A 19,811-nucleotide genomic window follows, 5' to 3' on the forward strand; every position below is an offset into this window, starting at 1 on the left:
GATATCGCTCTGGCGGGCTGCGGTGCGAATTGCCTTGGAAACCGACGACTCATGCCAATGATGACAGGGGCGAACTCCCGTTCTGGGGACGGCTGATTCCAGATGCATAGAAGACAGCTTGGCTGTGTATCACCGGATTCATGTTTGTTACCAGAACCAAACTAACGATCTGTTCAGGAGTATCCGTTTCGATCACGGAAATTTCAAGTAGTTGCGTCCTATCAACAGTTAAACGTGGCATCGAATTTCAACGGTCGACTGAACCAGTTCTCGTTTTCTTGATACAGTCTTCTGCAAAGTGTGCCTGCCGGATTCGCCTCATCAGGAGGCTGCAGCTTCTCGACAACAATTGCGGCGTTAGGGATTGCAGCGAAGATCCCGCAGGCCGCAGTTCAATGTTTGGTTGTTCCCGGTCCGTTGAACCGCGCGAAAGTCTATTCCGGTGGGCCGAAACTGTTTCAGAATCCGCGATCCACGCGAGAGACGGAATTAGCCGTGGAGTATCCGCTTCATGTTGTGTGCGAGTGGATCGGGAACTCGAAGACGGTCGCTGCGAAACACTACCTCCAAGTGACCGACGAGCACTTCGAAAAGCGACGCAAAATCCGACGCAGTCAGTGCACGCCGGGGGCGGTCAAGCAGAGACACAAAACACGAAAACCCTGGAAAAGTCAGTGTTTGACCATCCAGGGCACTTCGTGTCATCTGTGCAGGTAGCGGTGGAGGGACTCGAACCCCCGACACGCGGATTATGATTCCGCTGCTCTAACCAACTGAGCTACACCGCCAAATGTGTTTGCGTGAAATTGTGACGGTTTTTGCTGTCACAATTTCGGTGCTGCCCCTCAACCTGGTACAATCTCTGCTTGAACTAGATCGATTCGGTTGAAGGAAAGCGAAGTATAGTGGATCCCGTGCAGTCGGGCAAACATCTGGCCGGTTTTTGTTCTTAGATTTTCTTACCGGCCGCCCAATTTGCATTCGGGCTTGGTTGGAGAACGTCTGAACGGGTTCGGTTCGCGAATTTTTAGGTCTTCGAGGCACTTGTATGGCAGAATCACCGAATTATCTGGATCCAGCCACATTAGCCCGGCTGAAAGGATTGGATCTTAAGGCACGGATGATTGTCGAGGGGTACGTCTCGGGGGCTCACCAGAGTCCGTTCCATGGGTTTTCGGTGGAGTTTGCGGAGCACCGGGAGTATGTGGCTGGGGACGATTTGCGGTATGTGGACTGGAAAGTTTACGGCAAAAGCGACCGTATTTACCTTAAGCAGTACGAGCAGGAAACGAATTTTTCCTGCTGGTTGCTTGCGGATACGAGCGAATCGATGCAGTACCGCTCGGAAAACGCGGCGATGTCGAAATTGGAGTACGCTCGGCATCTTTCGGCAGCTCTGGCGTGGTTGGTTGTTCAGCAACAAGACGCGGTTGGTTTAGCCACTTTCGACCGTGACGTCTCGAATTTTCTACGGGCGTCTAGCCAACCGTCACATCTGAAGCACGTGTTGCATCTCTTAGAAGCCGCTCCAGCTGCGGGGGAAACCGCATTGGGGCCGATTTTGCACAGTCTTGCGGAACGTATCCGCAAACGCGGGTTGGTCATTTTGTTGAGCGATTTGTTTGACGATCCAGAATCACTGCTATTGGGTCTGAAGCATTTTCGTCATCGGCGACACGACGTCAGTGTGTTGCATATCATCGACCCTGCAGAACAGGATTTTCCGTTCGAAGATCCCACTCTTTTCAAAGGGCTTGAGCAGTCCGGTCAGCAGATGACCGATCCGAAAGCTTTGAAGAAAGCCTATCAAGAAGAGTTCAACGATTTCCTTTCCCAGGTTCGAGTGGGCTGCAGAAATCTGCACATGGACTATGTCTTCGTGCGGACGGATTGGCCGTTGGATATCGCTCTTCGCTCTATTCTTACGCGGCGGCGAGAACGGATTCGGTGAGGAGTTGGGGATTAGGGATTAGGGATTAGGGATTAGGAGTTCTAGGCGTGGGGGCTTTAGTACTCGGGGATGACTTCGCTGCCGTTGCGGGTGACGAGGGCACGGAGGGTGTCGATGTTGATACTCTCGCTGAGAAACGTTGCGTGGCCATCGGCGAACGTGAAATGGACCCCGCCAGGATGTGGGCTGGAAAACTGGAATCGCTGCTCCGAGTTGTTCGAGCATGTTGACGGTCGCGGGTTGAGCCCGGCGACTGCACAGTTGGGGCTGGCTTTCCACCAACGCAACACCCCACGAGCGAACCCCTGCCCACCTCCTCCACCGCTTCCACCACCAGAACCTCCTCCACTACCACTTCCTCCTCCGCTACCACCAGAGCTGCCGCCATACGCTCCGCGAGCCCAGCCGCCAAATTCGAAAGACAGTTCACCCGCTGCAAGCGTGTTCGATGTCCCGTCGGTGATGTTGCGGAAGCTGATTGACGACATTGGGAACAACATTCCGTCGTCCGCTCCGGGCGTTACCCCCGCGTTTCCCGCGTAGTGATTCGGGCCATATAAATTGTCGACAATGTCGTCTTCCGGTTGCGACGGGCAGAGGTAAGTCGGGATTTTGACGATCACTTCATCGGCATTGCTTGCATCGTCGAAAGCCACGCCGAAGTTGTAGGAATCGTGCAGATTGTTTTGTTCGACGAACGGCAAAATCAACGTGCCCCAAGTGTGCAAGGGTTCGCTGGCGGTCGGTGTGCCGGAAGTTCCTAGCACTCCCGTCGGAAACTGATTGTACGTACCTTGGTAATTATGGATGGCTAAACCGAGTTGTCTCTGGTTGTTCTTACACTGTGCTCGCCGGGCTGCTTCCCGGGCTTGCTGGACCGCCGGGAGCAGTAAGGCAATCAGAATCGCGATGATCGCGATCACGACTAACAATTCGATCAGCGTGAATCCGCGTCGCACGTCGATTTTTCCTGGCTGGACCATATTCGATCTTCAAGTCATCAGGGGAGTTTTAACGCTTGCCAACTTCCGGGGCCGTTGACAGTAACGAACAAAGTCGGTTGTCCATCCCGTAGGTTTGCACGCAGTTTTTTGCCAACATCGACCGTGCCGCTTTGAATGGTCTGTCGAGTCGTGATTTCCTGAACCCGGACACCTCGGCTGCGGATTTCCGCAATCGGTTGCTGACCGGAAATTTCATCGAGACGGTTGCCCAGTCGAACAATACGTCCGTCCGATCGCGTGGCGGCCAATCCGATTGCGGCTAAGGCTCCGATAACGCCATCGTTCGTTCCACCGAGGCCTTCCAAAACCAATTCACATGATTCCGCGACCGCACGGGCTTCTGCTTGCGAGACCAACTCGCGTTGGCAGCGACGGCCGAATTCAATCACTGGTCTTGGCACCGTCGTTGTGACGACTAGCCCCGGATCGCTACCGCAGACAAAGCGGTCCCGCAGTCCAGTACGCATTCGGTCTCGCAGTTCATCAAGCAAATCTTCTGTGGAAGTATTGGCAATGGCGTGGTTTGTTGCTCTTAGCCAGATCGAAGCGGAGCCGTTCTGGCTTGTGTATGGCACTCGCGGGTCGTCAAGCAGTTGATGCCGAAGAATCAGCTTACATGAGAAACGGTCAGCAAGTTCCTCGACGATTTCTTTCACCAGCCGATTCGTGCCTGGCGACGTGAGCGTGTCGGTGTCGTCCACGCCGACCAGAAATAATTGGCCGGTCATAACTGCGTATCCGTGGCTGAATCGGTGTGCCAGCGGAATATGACAAATGCACTCACCAAGCCGGCGAGCAACCCACACAAACTGTATGTCACCAGGGCTTTGCCACCCCATGCAGCTAACAATGGTTTGCCGGCTCCTGGCGATTCGATCCATTTGAAACCGCCACGCACAAGATACGCCCCCGCATTGGCGAGAAAACCGGCGAGCGCCATCCGCCAGTAAAGCGATTGGTGCGGTTTCGTACTTCGCATCATGACATCCATAATCGGGCCGGTCAGTACCAAACTCGTCATCGCACCGACACCAAGTTCTCGGTGACCAATTCCGATCCAGGCACTTGCCCCGAGAATCGCTCCCAACCCCATCACCGAACCCGCCCCGTGTCGTGGAACGAAGGCCAGTCCACAAGCGAATGGCAACACGACCCGCAAAATCGCATGACCCGGAACACGCAAGTTGAAGTCTGCCAGGATCGTGAACGTCGCAGCCAACACACCGAAACCAACCAGCAGGAGATGATCCACAATCGCTGCCCAGTCTTCCGTCTTCGAGGGCAAACGTGTTGCCCGTTGTACGGTGGGGTTCATTGGTAGTCGTAGTGAATCCATCGGCGAACTCCTTGGCGACAAGCTATGAGCACGCAGTCTAACCAAATGGCATAGCATTGCAACTCTAGAGGCGATTTCGCCAGGGGAAACCGGAATGTGTGCTGTGATTTTTAAGGACCTATCGCAGGGGGTTGATGTGAGGCAACTAGACAACGGCAGTCGGCGAATGGGCGTATCTCATGTCGCTTGTTTGACTTCCGACAAGGTCAAGATTTGACTCGGATTTAGGAGTGTTTAGATGTATCGTTGGAGGCATCGGTGTGGGGTCTTGTCGGGCGTTTGAGTCTGACTCAAAAAATTTTTCTGCAGCCTAAAAATTTGAATGTCTGCAGATCTCTTGGCCGACACGACCGTTTTGCGGTGAGCGGCTCGTTCGCGACGCTCAATCTTTGTGAAGATTCTGTCAGCTAATGTTGAAAGATTGGACGAGATGTGAGAGGATGAAGTCAACACAACATGTGGGTATCTTGTTGATAACTTTACCCAGTGATTGTGGTCCATTCCTGAGAACAATCTTGTCGAGATTGTGAATGGAATGTGAATGCTTTGCAGGCTGCAACACGTTTGGGACGGACACCGACGCCTCGACATTCCATAATCGAGCCGCTGACGGATTCGCAAATTCTTCACAATAGCCATTTCACCCCTTTGCTTTATTGCACTGAAGGATCTCTCATGCAATTTCAGTCGGATTCCCCTGTCGCTTCCGTCGAATCCTCAAACTCTCAGGCATCTGCCCAACGTGTGGAGCCATATTTCTGTCCGGAAGGGGTTGATCCGTTCGAGACTGTCGAATGGGATAAGCGAACCGCTCAAATCAAGGATGAAAACGGCGAGCTGATCTTCGAGCAAACCGACTGCGAAGTGCCCAAGTCTTGGTCGCCGCTGGCGACGAATGTTGTTGTCAGCAAGTACTTTTACGGCGAACCCGGCACTGACGAACGGGAAACCAGCGTGCGACAGGTTGTTCACCGCGTCGCTCGCACCATCGCAGACTGGGGCAAAGCCGACGGCTATTTCGCCTCCGATGCCGACGCCGAGAACTTCTACAAAGAACTCGCCTGGCTGTGCGTTCATCAGCACGGGGCGTTCAACTCGCCGGTGTGGTTCAACGTCGGACTGTTTCACGAGTACGGCATCAAAGGCAGCATCGGCAACTACTTCTTCAACAAGCAGACCAAGCAAGTCGAGCGGGCACCGTCGTCTTACGAGTACCCACAAGGGTCGGCGTGCTTCATTCAATCTGTTGACGACAACATGGATTCCATCCTCGATCGTGCGCGAGCCGAGGGCATGTTGTTCAAGTTCGGCTCCGGTACGGGAACGGACAACAGCACCATCCGCTCGAGCCGGGAAAAGCTCTCGGGCGGTGGCAAACCGTCGGGTCCGCTGTCCTTCATGCGGGTTTACGACCAGATCGGTGCGGTCGTCAAAAGCGGTGGCAAGACCCGTCGAGCCGCTAAGATGGAGACCCTCAAAGACTGGCACCCCGATGTCCTCGAATTCATCCAAGCCAAGACCAACGAAGAAAACAAAGCCCGCACACTGATCGACTCCGGCGAATACGATTCCAGCTTCAATGGCGAAGCGTACGGTTCGATCATGTTCCAGAACTCCAACTTCTCGGTCCGCCTCAGCGATCGCTTCATGATGACGCTGGAAGCGGGTGGCAAATGGACCACGCGTTGGGTCACCGATCCGAACGTTGCCGGCCCGGAATACGATGCCTCTTATCTGATGCACGAAATCGCTTCGGGCACGTGGTACTGTGGTGATCCCGGTGTGCAGTATGAAGACACGATTCAAAAGTGGCACACCTGCAAAAACACGGCTCCGATCAACTCGTCGAACCCGTGTAGCGAGTACATGTTCCTCGACGACTCCGCCTGTAACCTGGCGAGTATCAACCTCAAGAAGTGCGTCAAAGAAGACGGCACTTTCGACGTGGAACGTTTCCGCCGAGCCTGTGCGATCTTCATTACTGCTCAGGAAATCCTCGTCGATCACGCCAGCTACCCAACCGAGAGGATCGCGCTCAACAGCCACATCTATCGGCCACTTGGTCTCGGTTATGCGAACCTGGGCAGCTTGATTATGTCGATGGGCTACGCTTACGACAGCGATGAAGGTCGCGGTTTGTGCGGTGCCCTCACCGCCCTGCTCAACGGCCAAGCGTATCTCACCAGCAGCGAAATCGCCGGTCACATGGGGCCGTTCGAGGATTACCAACGCAACGCCGAGCCGTTCCTCGATGTCATGCGGATGCACCGCGATGCCGTCAATGAGATTCACCCCTCCTGCCCCGACTATCTCCGCGACGCTGCGAAGAACGTCTGGGATGCCGTCGTCGCCAGCGGTGAAAAATATGGCTACAGAAACGCACAAGCGACCGTGCTCGCACCGACCGGCACCATCGCATTTATGATGGACTGCGATACGACCGGCATCGAGCCGGACATCGCCCTCGTCAAGTACAAGCAACTTGCCGGCGGCGGGATGATGAAGATCGTCAACCGCACCGTGCCGATGGCTCTTGAGAACTTAGGCTACAGCCAAGCCGCCATCGACCGGATCGTGGCTTACATCGACGAGCACGACACCATCGAAGGTGCCGCCGATCTGAAGGACGAGCACCTGCCCGTCTTCGACTGTGCCTTCAAACCCGCGAACGGCACCCGCAGCATTCAGTGGTTGGCTCACGTCACGATGATGGCCGCTGCTCAGCCATTCCTTTCGGGGGCCATCTCGAAAACCGTCAACATGCCCGCCGACTCCACCGTCGAGGACATCGAAGAAGCCTACAAGGCCGGTTGGAAGATGGGGCTCAAAGCTCTTGCCATCTACCGCGACGGTTCCAAGCAATCGCAACCACTCAACACCAAGAAGAAGGAAGGCAAGAAAGCCGAGGAAGCCAAACCGGCTGCACCGGCTCCGGTCGACTTCGAATCGGCTCGCAAGATCGTGCGACGTCGGTTGCCTGCAACTCGGCAGAGCATCACGCACAAGTTCAGCGTAGGCGGACACGAGGGTTACATCACCGTCGGCTTGTTCGAAGACGGCACGCCGGGCGAGTTGTTTGTCACGATGGCGAAGGAAGGTTCCACCATCGGCGGTTTGATGGACACCATCGGTACGCTCACCAGTATGTCTCTGCAGTATGGTGTGCCACTCGAAGTGCTGATCAACAAGTTCACGCACATGCGATTCGAGCCCTCCGGCTGGACCGGCAACCCAGACATCCCGCAGGCGAAAAGCGTGGTGGACTACATCTACCGTTGGATGGGCATTCAATTCCTCGCCGGTTATCGCGAAGCGAACACACCCAACCGCGACGTCTCCGCCGAAGAAGTGCCCGATACCCCCGCCGCCGTGCAGAACTACATCGAAAAGGCGATCAACCGCGAACTCAGCGGCATCAAAAAATCGAGTAGTCCCAAGGCGAACGGTAACGGGAATGGCAATGGAAACGGCAACGGACATGGTCCCAAACCCGAACCCGCCGCCACGCTCACGATCGAACGCGAAAGCCTAGCCGCCCCGGACAGCAACCGCAGCGAACAATTCGCCCGCTTCCAATCCGACGCCCCCACCTGCGACAACTGCGGAGCCATCACAGTCCGCAACGGTAACTGCTACCTATGCCACAACTGCGGCAACTCAATGGGCTGTAGTTAAGTAATAGAACCAAAGTCGTAGGGTGCGTTGCAACGCACCATTGTCGAAAAACGCCTTTCACAGTGGTGCGTCACGACGCACCCTACGATTACTAACCCAGCCAACTCTTACGGATTACTCTCCATATCTGTAGGTACGACATTATGGAAAAGAAATGTGTTTTCATTTCCCATATTAATGAAGAGCGCGAGATTGCGATCGCCCTAAAAAAGCTTCTTGACCAAGCTTTTTTAGGCATGATTGATGTATTTGTATCGTCAGATCCGCGAAGTTTACCTGCTGGAGAGAAATGGCTAAGTCGAATTACTCAGGCTCTCCAAGACTGCGCAGTCGAAATCATCATTGCTAGTCCGAGGTCTGTTGCTAGGCCGTGGATCAACTTCGAAGCTGGAGCTGGATACGTTCGTGATGTTCCAGTCATACCCTTCTGTCACTCTGGGATGTTTCCAGACAAACTCCCAAAGCCCCTTTGCTTTCTCCAAGCCGTTGTTGCAACTGACAGTGCTCGAATCAAACAAATTCTTCCGGTATTGGCTAAGTCAATTGGCTGTGGAGTGCCGGAAAACGTGCCAATTGATGATTTTGCTAAGGCGGTCAAGATATACGAAAACACGTCAGAAGAGATTGCAAACTTTGAACAGCGGACAGAACACTCTTTTGACAATGACCTTAAACCTCATGAACTCGCAGCATTAGTAACGATTGCAGAGGAAGTGGATGTACCGGAAGCGTACGTGTATTCCCGCGCATTGCCACGAGAATACGTCAAAGCCGGGTTCACCAACTTCGCGTTGAAAATCGCGATGGCAAAGCTGTGTCGTCTGGGGTTGCTTGAGATGATTTCGAAAGAAGATAGAGATGGTGATCTATACTACCTAGTAAAAATCACACTTTCTGGATGGGAGCAACTTGAGTTGCACCAAGAGACTCTAGTTGTTTTGAATAATGATTCAAATGACCGAAATGAAGATGCGACTAACTTCGGGGACTACGATGAAGGCGTTCCTTTTTAGTCCCTGTAGGTCAGGCTGTGCCTGACGAATTTGAGGTACTCGTGTTCTCGATGTCAGGCACAGCCTGACCTACTACTTCGTCACATGCAGCGGGAATGGCTTGTTGTGTTAGACCAATGGACCTTTCTTCCTACTAAGACACACCGGAACCAAGCTTGTTTTCGATGATTGAAACGACGGTGATTGAGAGTCGGATTTTGAGCGAGCTGCGACCATTGTGGGTTCAGCCGACGCTAGTATCTGATTCGCCCGAGGCGATGCTGATATTGCTCGATGGTGAATACTACATTGACCATATCGCGGCTTCCGAACTGATTGCGAATCTGCAGACTCAATCTTTGATTCCATCGACCGCGGTGGTCTATGTATCACACCTCGATGTCGCGACGCGGTGGATGAATTCGTTCTGTCAGTCGGCGTTTGCCGAGTTCCTCAGCCGGGAAATCAAGCCATGGGCGTGGCAACGATTCTCCATCTCTGATCAATCGGTGCCCTGTTATCTTGGTGGCTTGAGTCTCACCGGCCTAGCTGCCGCTCATGCCGTGTTGACACGCCCTCAAAACTTCGCGGGGGCACTTTGCCAGTCGGCCTCATTTTGGTGGGACGACTGCTGTTTCATTGAGGACGTCAAACGTTCAACCAGTGCGTCTAAGCGTTTTCGCATCACCTGCGGAACCGAGGAAACGCAGGACTATGTCGAGCATGGCATGAATCTCATTCAGCGAACATCTCAGCTGAAAGCGAATCAAGCCACTTGTGAAGCACTGCTAGCGAAGGGTCATCTCGTCTCGTATGAAGAATTCGAGGGCGGCCACACAATCGCAAGCTGGAAACGGGATTTGCCAAGCTCTTTGACAACCCTGTTAAATGGCTAAGTCCCTGTAGGTCAGGCTGTGCCTGACGAATTCGGGGTGCTTGTGTTCTCGATGTCAGGCACAGCCTGACCTACTGCTTTGTCACATATAGCGGAAGAGGCTTGTTGTGTTAGACCAATGGACTTTTCTTCCCAAATGGATCAAGTTTGGAAGTGCGGCATTGGTTTTGGGGATCTCAGCCTATATGGCTTATCGAGGTCAAGTTTGGCCGTGGGGATTTGGTGTCGGATTCCTGTTACTTTTGATGTCGTTCATGCAGCCTCTTGGCCCGCGTCGAAAATAGCCAACAAGGTAGGTCAGGCTGTGCCTGACTCAAGTCATAGGGTGGGTTACAATGCACCTTTGTTGAGAACACGTCCCTTGAAGGGGTGCGTCACGACGCCCCCTACGATTGCCGTTACACCAAACTCCAAGACTGATTCAACGAAATCACCCAAGCCGATCAAGTCACGGCTTGGGTGATTAAAGTGATGTGAGAGTTCGAAAAGATTCTATTGGATTCGAATTTGTCCTCTCGGCTGGCACGTCGCGTGTGACCGTTTTTCGGCCAGGCTGGCTTGATTAGGTTCAGCCGTTCCGGACCGGCGGGCTTGGGTTCCTCGCCCTTACCGATCGTACTTGTACACGTAGGCATGCCGGATATAGGGGCGGTCTTGGTCGTAGTCACCGGGGTATTCTTGACGGAGACGCTGATCTAAATCGTCGTTCCATTGGTCGAAATCGTTGTGATATCGCTGATGAGCCACGTGGCCAAACCGAAATGCCTGCTCGCGATTTTCAAAGGCGTCGTCCGCTCCGACCGCTTGTTTCAGGGTATCATCGACATCCTGATCCATGTCGCGAGCTTCATCGGAACCGAAATCCGCCTTGGTTTGCTCCCAGTCGTTCGCAAACGCTTTCTTGATGCGTTCCCAGGAAGACAATTCATCGTCCGTATAGGTGTAGTCTGTGTGTGCCATGGTCGTGTTCCTCATTTCGAATGAAATTGGCATGGGAGAATCCCATTTCGCAGAACTGGGTAGCAAATCGCGAGCCAAACGATATGCGTATGCAACATTGCAATAGCAATGTAGGCCGGCTCGTCACCTAGCTTTCTGACATTTCAATGCTGTATCGAATGCTGGGTCACGTTTTCCTAACACAGCCTTCGGGACTTATTGACTAGTTCGCCGGAGGTCAGGCACAGTCTGACTCTTCGCTCGAGCTTTGACTTGCAGAATGACGGGCGGCGTGTTCTGATAAATGCTTGTTTATGCTTTGGGCGATATCCTGCGTACGCTCGGCCAGGGTGGATTCTGTGATTCGGAAACGAGGTTTGTTCGATGCGTCGTCGTGATTTCTTGATGTCTGTTGCTGGCGGATGTGTGCTGCCGACATTTTCCGCATTCGGAGCCGAACGACGGAAACCGCGAATCGCATTCCTCGGGACAGTCGTCCGCCAACATTCGCATGCCCAGCATTTTCTGGATCGCTTGTCGTTGGGCTATACCTGGGACGGGCGTTGGCAAGAACCACGCGTTGAAGTTGCTAGTGTCTATATCGATCAGTTTCCAAGCGACGACTTGGGTCATAGTCGAGTCAAGAAGTATGGATTAAAACTCTATCCCTCAGTTGTTGATGCTCTGACACTTGGTTCGAGCTCACTCGCTGTCGATGGGGTGGTACTTATCGGCGAGCACGGCGATTACCCGACGACAGAACTCGGGCAGACTCGATACCCACGTTATGACTGGTTTCAGGAGTGTGTCAAAGTCTTCGAACAGTCTCAGCGTTCGGTACCGATATTCAATGACAAGCATTTGTCGACATCTTGGGAGGAATGTGTGGAGATGGTTCGTGATAGTCGTCGGTTGGATTTTCCATTTCTGGCAGGTTCATCGTTGCCGGTCACACGACGGTTTCCAGCAGTCGAGATGCCTTGGAATTCAGACTTAAAAGAAAGTGTGTGCGTCGCGTACGGACTCGTCGATAGTTATGACTTCCATGCCTTAGAGACTGCTCAGTGTATGTCTGAACGAAGACGCGGCGGTGAAGTGGGTGTGCAAAGTGTGCATGCTGTTCGCGGCGAGAAACTTTGGGAACTGTTAGAGAAAATCGATCGTGAGTTAACACGACGACTACTAGTTTCTGCACTGAATCGTAGTCACAACTTACCGGTTGAAGGAGGGTTCCCGACGAAGCCTGTGAGTTATGAATGGTTCAAACGAAATCAACCGGACACGACCGCATATTTTGTCGAACACTGTGACGGCTTTCGGACGACGATTTTCCTGACCGAGATTCGCGACTTCAACTATGCCGGGTACTTGGAAAAAGAGGACAAAGTGTTCTCTTGCCAAATGTATCTTCCCATGCCCAATCGCGGATCGACGACGGCTGATTTTTTCAATCCGTTGACGCGTCACATGGAAGACTTGTTTTTGCATCGTCGTACGAATTATCCGGTGGAGCGTACGTTGCTGACATCGGGCATGGTCATTGGTGGCATGACGTCCCTACATGCGGGACAGAAACGCATCGACACACCCGAAATGAATGTCAAGTATTCCGTGCCGAACGAATCATGGTACTGGAAGACCTAAGAATACCTGGTTCCAACTGGTCAATGCTGCTTTTCGTCACGTTTCAAAATTTCTTGTTGAAACTGCGCTTCGTTTTTGGGAACGTGGAATTCCAATCTCGTCTCAAATCGGAGCGCTCCATCTATGACAGGTTCTACGCATTCAACAGTCGGGACATTCGTCTCGTGGGAAGAAGGAATCGGTGACGACAAGAAATATCATATGGCCCATGTTTCCAGCGAAGGGATTCTATTGGTGCTCAAGGTGAAGGATTATAAGGAGTGGCAGAAGATTGTCGTGGCGGCGGAGAGTTCGCCGAACGATGCGTCTTCATTGTTGCAGGAGCACCCGAAAGTCCAATCCCTATCGGCTAGCGAACTTGCAAAGGCGACTTATACGCCGCAGTTGAATCAGTTGGCGTTGTTTGATCAAAGTCAGCAGAAAATCAAAGTGCCCGAAGGAAAAGAACAAGCGTTGGTTTTCGACGCGATCAAGGAGCACCTAGGCGGCGTGGAGAGTGAAGAGGAAGCGGATGCCTGGTCGGTCATGCAATCGCCGTTGTTTGTCCTGGCGGTGATTGGCGTTATTGGCGGATTTCTAATTTGGTTTACGACAATTTGTGAACCAAACTATGAGGCAACCGGGCGGCGATCGGGTATGAAAAATTTGCTGAATTGGGTGGGCTATAAGATCGGACCGACTTGGATGTCGATCATCGTGGGTGGTCTGGCCCTTATCGTATTGGGCTCGATGATTGCCCAACTAATCAAAAGACCGATTCGCCAGGTCTTGACCTATCCGAACTAAATGTGGTCTCAGGCGACTAGTAAACTCTATCTCGTTTTTCAACACTGCCGAGATAAAAACAGCCTATATTCTAGGTACCTATAAGACAGTGCCGAGTTAAAACACGTTGCAGTTGCCGAAATTCATGGCAACTGCAACGTGTTCGCTCATTAGGCATCTGTTAGAAACGGTGGACTTGCAATCGAATCGCAACCATTACGTTAGACAACGCACAATGCATTATCGACGAGTTCGGCAACGGAACCGACGACCTCGTCGGGACGGTACGTGAAGTTCACTAAGTCTTCTTCCGACGTTCCGCCACTTAGAACCAAGATTGTGCGGTAACCAACTTGTAGACCGCCCAGGATGTCGGTTTCCATGGTGTCGCCGATCATGATGGTCTCGTCAACATCCAGCCCCAGTTCCGTTTGAGCTGCCCGCATCATGATTGGGCTCGGTTTGCCGACGCTAAACGCCTTGCGACCGGTTGCAGCCTCCAAGGTCGCGACAATTGCTCCACATCCGGGACGAAGTCCATTCTGCGTGGGGCAGTTGGGGTCCATGTTTGTGGCAATGAGTTTCGCCCCTTGCGAAATCATTTGAACCGCGGTTTCGAGCATCTCGAAGTTGAAGGCACGGCCCTCCCCGACGACCACATAGTCCGGGTCATGGTCGACGATTGCGTAACCGTTGAGGTGCAATGCTTGTAACAGCCCTCCTTCGCCGATGACGTACGCAGTTCCATTCGGCTTTTGCTGTGCCAAGAATCTTGCTGTTGCCATGGCACATGTGTAGACGTGCGACTCAGGGACCGAAATTCCCATCCGGTCCAGTTTCTTGGCGACATCTCGTCGCGTTCGTTGACTGTTGTTCGTTAGGAACAGAAACGGGATGTCGTTATCGAGCAGATGATTGATAAATCGGTCTGCACCGGGAATTAACTCACTCCCACGGTAGATCACTCCATCCATGTCGATCAAGTAGCCTTCGGCCATCAAAATTCATCCTCTATGCGTGAGCATGTTCACTGGGTGGTTCACTGAATCGTGACTTCTTGCCCTCGCAGCAACACCAAGCAGCGAACATGCTCATGGTCTGTCTAGCGCTCGTGATGTTCGTCGTTTTGCAATCGTTGTACCGAACCATAACCCATTTCTGTGAATTTATGCGTTGCGAACGCAAGCAGTGATTCCGTCATCACTTAGAAGTTCGAACACACCCCATCGGTACGCGGGTGAAAGTCCACGATTCGCGTTTGGCGGATGACACTGCGCAATTCTCGGGCGGGTCCCGCTTCGAAATCGAGATTCGCGGTAGCAAGCGGACGGACTTCGGTTGCCCACGCATTCCGCTCCGTTCGTAAGGGGATACTTGAGCCTTTTTGAAGCACTCGGGCAGAATTCGCGAAGGGTTCGAGTGTTTGAGGACGCGTTGAGTGGGAATTGGTGACCTTTTTGTGCGGTGGCGGCCTATTCGGGTGTAAGAACGCTCAGAGTTAAATTGATTTTGGTTAAGAATTTATGAATGTCTGGCCGAGGTTCTGTAATTGGCCGATATGGTAAAAGAATCGGCTTGTATGGAATTTGCCAGTTGTGCCGAAATCGGGTCAGAGATTACTGCAGTTAGGGATTCAATTCATGAGGCAGACTTTACCTTGCGTTCCAGGTCGTCACCTCTTGTTCGCGATTATCGCCGTGACCGGCTTCATTGGACGATCGACGGTCTGTGCACAGGACTTGACCCCTGCCCAGCCGTACGGTTTGAATGTTCAGGAGTTGTTGGAGCGACTCGAAAATGCCGAGCAACGTATTCAAGAACTGGAGAATCGCCCCGAACCAGTGCCGACTTTGATGGGCACTAGTGAATCGCCTGGCACGGCTCAGGTGGATTCGCTTCCTGGGCATCCTGTCAATTTTCTCAAGCACGTCCCCCCTGCTCCTGGGGCCACGACGGCGAACGACTTCGAACCAGACGCCATCCCCGGACTTGAACCAGACTCCGAGGACGACGCCGATGAGGACTCCGAGAGCTTTTCGGATCAATTGGACGATCTGTCCAAGCGACTCGACGAGCAGGACGGCATCATCAAGGCCTTGAACAACGACTTGGATGGTTTCGTGCTGACGGGGACCAGCAAATCGACCATGAAAGTGGCAGGCCGAGTTCATATCGATGCGTGGGGCTATCCTGGTGATTCGCCGGGTGTGAATGTCTTCGAATATGGCGATCCTCGGTTCACACCTCAAAACCGGCTTGGTTTTCGCCGGATGCGATTCGGTGTGCGGGGTGAGGTCGAAGAGCAAATGAACTACCGCATCGAAATGGAATTCGCGAGTGGAAACGATGTCGAGTTCCGCGATGTGTGGATCGGGTTCGAGGATCTTCCGGTTCTCCAGACTCTGTTGATCGGAAACCAGAAGCGTCCTTATGGTCTGGATCACTTGAACAGTAGCCGATACAACGTGTTCATTGAACGACCCTTTATTATCGAGTCGTTCAATATCGATGCTCGGCGTTTGGGGATCGAGTCTTATGGCGTCTCGGACGATGAAGTGTTCAACTGGCGGTTTGGTGTATTCAACCAACGTCTGATTCAGGATGAAGGCCAATACATTAGCGACCATCTTCAGGGAGAAGTTGCTGGGCGTTTCGCGACGACTTACTGGTGGGATGAAGACACAGACGGACGGTACTACGCTCACGCGGCTATTGCAGGAACACTTGCGGAGCCGGACGGCGATCCAAACCCTGTTCAAGCGGAGAACGAAGCTCGATTTCGTCACCGACCAGAAGCTCGTACTGTGAGTCGCTGGATCGACACCGGGATTATCGAGGGAGCCGACTGGTATCGCCTGCTCGCCTTGGAGCATGTGGTCAACTTCGGTCCGTTACAAATTGTCGGTGAATATCAGTTCAATACCGTTAGTCGGACCGATGTCATCCTTCCTCCGGGGATTGATAAGGACGTGTTCCTACACGGTGGATATATCTACGCCGCCTATTTCCTGACCGGCGAGCACATGCCCTGGGAACGAAAGACCGGGACCTTGGGGCGGATCAAGCCCTTCGAGAATTTTCACTTGGCTGATCAGCTGAGCGGGAATTGTGGCGAAGGCAATAGCGGTTGGGGAGCCTGGCAAGTCGCGGCTCGGTACTCGTATGCCGACCTCACCGATGAAGACATCTTCGGTGGCGTTGGTGAGTCGCTGACGTTGGGAATGGTTTGGTACTGGAACGCCAATGCTAACCTCCAATTCAATTACATTTGGGGGAACATCAGCGAACGAATGGTCGAAGTCGACAATGAAATCTATACCGAGGGGGATTACGAAGCCCTCGGATTGCGAGCACGAATCGACTTCTAGAGCAGTTCCCATTGCATCGTGACGGCTTGTGTCTTGTGGAGTTCGAAAAACAAAGGCCCCCTTTGGGCCTTCACGGACACAGAAGACTGTAAAGCGGTCTAGAATGGCGACGGTACTCGATGAGCGAACCGACTCGCTATCGGCGGTCCGAACGGGAACATCAATCGCACGATTATGTTGGTTCAGGCGAAAGGGACCCGGCGTCGTTGTGGAGAGGCAATGATAACCGGGTTCCGGCCGTCAGTCGTGATGATCGCCGACACTGTTTCTGTCTGGGGCTTGCTGGCGGGAAGTGGCATACCGCATGCGGTCGCGTCTTTCGCTTCCATGGACCGCAACCAGAGATACCGACCGAGCGGTTATCATGTCGAGGTTGTCGAGCAATCATGCGAGACCGCATGATCGTCGGGCCGGATCTCTACGACGTGCTGGGAGTGGTCGGACGTGACGACGAAGCTGCCCGCGAAATGGTGCTCGACTTTGCGTATGGTGAGCAAGACCCGAATCTGATGGTGTTGTCACTGCTTGCGGACTACCTCGATGAAGCTGGCAACGTCTGGGCGGAGTTCTTTCGCTTGGAATACGAGCTTCAAGTCTCCGGGCGAGAGATGAGCCCTCGGCGTTTTGCGGAACTGCTAGCTCGACGCTGGTACGTCTGGCTCATGCAAAGCGAGACACCGTAAGACGATCAACGTGACGCTGTCTGTAGGGTCTCGCTCTCTGCCAACGATCGAAATTCCTGCATCGACTGCCACATCTCACGTGAGAGAAGATTGAGCAACTCATCGCGTGAGAGTTGAGCAAAAGCGATCTTGCGAAACGCAATTTCGTCTTCCGTCAGTTCGTATTTGTCATTCTCGCTGAGCAATTCGATGGCCTGACCGCGAAACTGAACGGTATGAGCCAACGTATTGAGCAACTCCTCGTCGGTCATGCCTTCGAGGATTCCCCGGCGGATTGCTTCCTGCTCTGGCGAAAGTTGCAGTCGGCGACGGTCGGCTTGTAGACGGAGAATCTGATACAGGTTGATTCCCAGAAACGTGATATGCCAAAACGTGGGACCGTATAACGGTGTGGTTTGGCAGGTGAAAAAAAGAATCCCAAAGATCAGGCCGCCGCATGTCATCGTGCGTAGCCAGAGGATGTCTCGCACGAGAAACGACGCCAGATAAAACAGATTGGCGATATGGATACAACTGTCAGCCATTTGGTTTCCTTTCAGTCACCCTGACAGTTCAAGGAACAGATCTGCTGTGTGCCGGCGAATGGCTGCAGACGGTTTCGCCACTGCCATTGATGGGTGTCAGCCCGGAAATTCATCGGTTGATAGTCTTTAGTTGAGGTTCAGATTGTGAAGGAATTGCACGGAGACAGTCTTTACAAGGCAACTTCTGCGCCAATGGATTCGCTGTTTCATCCTCACCTGTGATAGAGACTGTTTTCAACGAGAAACTTCGGATAATACGGACTGACCGGGACCTGATCGTATGACGATCGGAGACCGGAGCCGTCTTCGCAAAGTATGTTGAATGCGGTTCGGTTGAACATGTCCTGTGATGTGTCTCGTGTTTTCGGGGCACTCTGTGTTACTCCGCTGAAACCTCATCCATGACCCTTCCGATTGTCTGTCGTCATTCACTATGCTGGCTGTGAGACGACTCCCCGACGCTTCGGAGCTTGTGAACATGCGATTGTGGTTTTTGCGGATTTGGGCACAGCTTCGCGGGAGTTTCTGGTTTGTTCCCAGCACCATGATGTTCGCGGCGGCCGCGATGGCGTTTGCGCTGTGCGAGTTGGATACCGTCTTCGACAACGGCAAGACGGAATATTGGAACTGGCTCGTGACGAGTGCCGACTCGGCCCGCTCGACTCTCTCGCTCTTAAGCGGGACGATGATCACACTCGCGGGGGTTGTGTTCTCGTTGACCATGGTGACGCTGTCGCTGACGTCATCGCAGTTCGGTTCCCGATTGTTGCGAACGGTTATTACCGATCTCACCACTCAAGTCGGTCTTGGTGCGTTTCTTGCCACCGCGTTTTATTGTTTAATCGTACAGCGGTACATTCCCGCCCTTGCAGAATCGCCTTTCGTGCCGCACCTGGCGGTGGCTGTCGCCAGTGGCTTCGCGTTGATCAGTCTCGCGGTCATGATTGGATTCGTGCATCACGTCAGTGTGGCGATTCAAGCACAAACGGTTGTCAAAGAGGCCGCTGCAGATTTGGACGACGTGATCGAACGATTCTTTCCCGATTGCGAATCGGAGGACTCGGCCGCTTGTCACGATAGCCAATCGAACGATCGTCGCGAGTTGATGAATACGCCAACGTCGTCGCGTCATTCTTTACGCTCCGAGTCCGAAGGTTATCTACAGGCGGTCGACTTAGATGCACTTCACGAAACTGCTTGCAGCCACAATGTGACGTTGGTGCTTGGGCAATCTTTGGGATCGTTTGTGATCCGTGATTCGGTGCTTTTGCATATTCTCCACCGTGAGGATTCGACCGACGAAGGCAAGGATCAATGGGAAGTCGATGATTCTGTCCAACAGCGTTTGAACAGCTTTTTCCTCATCGGTCGGGACCGAACGCCGCACCAAGACGTCTGTTGTGCCCTCGATAATCTTGTTGAGATCGCACTCCGCGCGTTGTCGCCGGGGATCAACGACCCATTCACGGCGATTGTGTGTATCGATCGACTGACGGCTTCGTTTGTACGACTCGCCCAACGCCGGTTTCCCGAACCGTGTCGGCAAGACGACGACAATTGCCCGCAGATCGTATTTCAGCAGGTTCAGTTTCCGGAACTACTTCGGCAGGTGTTCCAGCCGATTCGCCAGGACGGGGCGGATTCTCTCATGGTGGCTATGCGATTGATGGTCAGTCTGGATCGAATCAGTCAGCATTGTATTCGCGCTGCCGATCGTGCGGAGATTGTTCGCCAGACGAAATGTTTACTGGCGGATGTGAAACGGACAACGCCGCTCGCGGAAGATCGCGAGGAAATCGAGACGATCGGTCATGCGATGCTTGCGCGGCTTGCTGACGATCCACTGGGTCAGTGACAAAACGGCTGCGGTGCATTCGGGCAACACGGGCATAACGTCCGCACATTCGGTGTTGCTAGACGATCAACAATCGTGCCACTTGCCGTGAAGCTTTTCGTCGCGAAAAATACTCGACGTCGGGTGTCATCGAAACTTAGCGTGGAGGTATTGGAATCGATTGAGTGTCAAGACGATGAC

General features: G+C 53.2%; 15 protein-coding genes and 1 tRNA gene. 9 read left to right on the forward strand and 7 right to left on the reverse strand.

The features are described 5' to 3' along the window. Positions 1–714: 714 nt before the first annotated feature. Positions 715–788 (reverse strand) — tRNA-Met (locus AC5DDB_RS22720). A 260-nt stretch (positions 789–1,048) separates the two neighbouring features. Between AC5DDB_RS22720 and AC5DDB_RS22725 the strand changes: the two genes are divergently transcribed. Then, complete coding sequence (locus AC5DDB_RS22725; RefSeq protein WP_491742046.1) at positions 1,049–1,951, forward strand: DUF58 domain-containing protein; 903 nt, start codon at positions 1,049–1,051, stop codon at positions 1,949–1,951. A 56-nt stretch (positions 1,952–2,007) separates the two neighbouring features. Here the strand turns inward: AC5DDB_RS22725 and AC5DDB_RS22730 are convergent, their stop codons facing one another. Genes AC5DDB_RS22730 through AC5DDB_RS22740 form a run of 3 tightly spaced genes read right to left on the reverse strand, consistent with a single transcriptional unit; the run spans position 2,008 to position 4,291 of the window. Then, a complete protein-coding gene (locus AC5DDB_RS22730) occupies positions 2,008–2,934 on the reverse strand; it encodes a DUF1559 domain-containing protein (RefSeq protein WP_491742047.1) in 927 nt (308 codons plus the stop codon). A 17-nt stretch (positions 2,935–2,951) separates the two neighbouring features. Next, positions 2,952–3,683: a hypothetical protein gene (locus AC5DDB_RS22735; protein ID WP_491742048.1), complete on the reverse strand. Its 732-nt coding sequence runs from the start codon at positions 3,681–3,683 to the stop codon at positions 2,952–2,954. After that, entirely contained in the window at positions 3,680–4,291 is a 612-nt protein-coding gene (locus tag AC5DDB_RS22740) for a hypothetical protein (RefSeq protein ID WP_491742049.1), read from the reverse strand. Before AC5DDB_RS22740 ends, AC5DDB_RS22735 begins: the two co-directional genes overlap by 4 nt. Before the next feature lie 675 nt (positions 4,292–4,966). On the opposite strand from AC5DDB_RS22740, the gene AC5DDB_RS22745 reads away from it, so the two are divergent. From AC5DDB_RS22745 to AC5DDB_RS22755, 3 genes are all read left to right on the forward strand, one after another. Next, on the forward strand, positions 4,967–7,966 hold the full coding sequence (locus AC5DDB_RS22745; protein WP_491742050.1) for a vitamin B12-dependent ribonucleotide reductase: 3,000 nt from the start codon (positions 4,967–4,969) through the stop codon (positions 7,964–7,966). Positions 7,967–8,109: 143 nt separating this feature from the next. Then, complete coding sequence (locus AC5DDB_RS22750; RefSeq protein ID WP_491742051.1) at positions 8,110–8,979, forward strand: toll/interleukin-1 receptor domain-containing protein; 870 nt, start codon at positions 8,110–8,112, stop codon at positions 8,977–8,979. Positions 8,980–9,143: 164 nt separating this feature from the next. Continuing rightward, complete coding sequence (locus tag AC5DDB_RS22755) at positions 9,144–9,854, forward strand: alpha/beta hydrolase (protein ID WP_491742052.1); 711 nt, start codon at positions 9,144–9,146, stop codon at positions 9,852–9,854. A gap of 605 nt (positions 9,855–10,459) precedes the next feature. Here AC5DDB_RS22755 and AC5DDB_RS22760 read toward each other — a convergent pair. Beyond that, positions 10,460–10,813 (reverse strand): hypothetical protein, encoded by a 354-nt coding sequence (locus AC5DDB_RS22760; protein ID WP_491742053.1) that lies wholly within the window; start codon positions 10,811–10,813, stop codon positions 10,460–10,462. 363 nt (positions 10,814–11,176) lie between these two features. Here AC5DDB_RS22760 and AC5DDB_RS22765 point away from each other — a divergent pair, with 363 nt between their 5' ends. Beyond that, the gene (locus tag AC5DDB_RS22765; RefSeq protein ID WP_491742054.1) at positions 11,177–12,436 is read left to right on the forward strand and encodes a hypothetical protein; all 1,260 of its coding nucleotides are present in this window, start codon (positions 11,177–11,179) and stop codon (positions 12,434–12,436) included. 123 nt (positions 12,437–12,559) lie between these two features. Continuing rightward, positions 12,560–13,222 carry a hypothetical protein gene (locus AC5DDB_RS22770; protein ID WP_491742055.1) on the forward strand — a complete coding sequence of 221 codons (663 nt, stop codon included), beginning with the start codon at positions 12,560–12,562 and terminating at the stop codon, positions 13,220–13,222. Positions 13,223–13,422: 200 nt separating this feature from the next. Here AC5DDB_RS22770 and AC5DDB_RS22775 read toward each other — a convergent pair whose 3' ends face one another. Beyond that, positions 13,423–14,199, reverse strand: coding sequence for a TIGR01457 family HAD-type hydrolase (locus AC5DDB_RS22775; protein WP_491742056.1), 777 nt, complete (start codon positions 14,197–14,199; stop codon positions 13,423–13,425). A 642-nt stretch (positions 14,200–14,841) separates the two neighbouring features. Here AC5DDB_RS22775 and AC5DDB_RS22780 point away from each other — a divergent pair. Both AC5DDB_RS22780 and AC5DDB_RS22785 read left to right on the forward strand, forming a co-directional pair. Beyond that, on the forward strand, positions 14,842–16,569 hold the full coding sequence (locus AC5DDB_RS22780) for an OprO/OprP family phosphate-selective porin (RefSeq protein ID WP_491742057.1): 1,728 nt from the start codon (positions 14,842–14,844) through the stop codon (positions 16,567–16,569). Between the two features lie 119 nt (positions 16,570–16,688). Continuing rightward, positions 16,689–17,252, forward strand: coding sequence for a hypothetical protein (locus AC5DDB_RS22785; RefSeq protein WP_491742058.1), 564 nt, complete (start codon positions 16,689–16,691; stop codon positions 17,250–17,252). A 5-nt stretch (positions 17,253–17,257) separates the two neighbouring features. On the opposite strand, the gene AC5DDB_RS22790 is transcribed toward AC5DDB_RS22785, so the two are convergent. Continuing rightward, a complete protein-coding gene (locus tag AC5DDB_RS22790; RefSeq protein ID WP_491742059.1) occupies positions 17,258–17,776 on the reverse strand; it encodes a hypothetical protein in 519 nt (172 codons plus the stop codon). Positions 17,777–18,254: 478 nt separating this feature from the next. Between AC5DDB_RS22790 and AC5DDB_RS22795 the strand changes: the two genes are divergently transcribed. Continuing rightward, a complete protein-coding gene (locus AC5DDB_RS22795; protein WP_491742060.1) occupies positions 18,255–19,631 on the forward strand; it encodes a DUF2254 domain-containing protein in 1,377 nt (458 codons plus the stop codon). Positions 19,632–19,811: the final 180 nt, after the last annotated feature.

The sequence above is a fragment of the Thalassoroseus sp. genome, assembly GCF_984380535.1.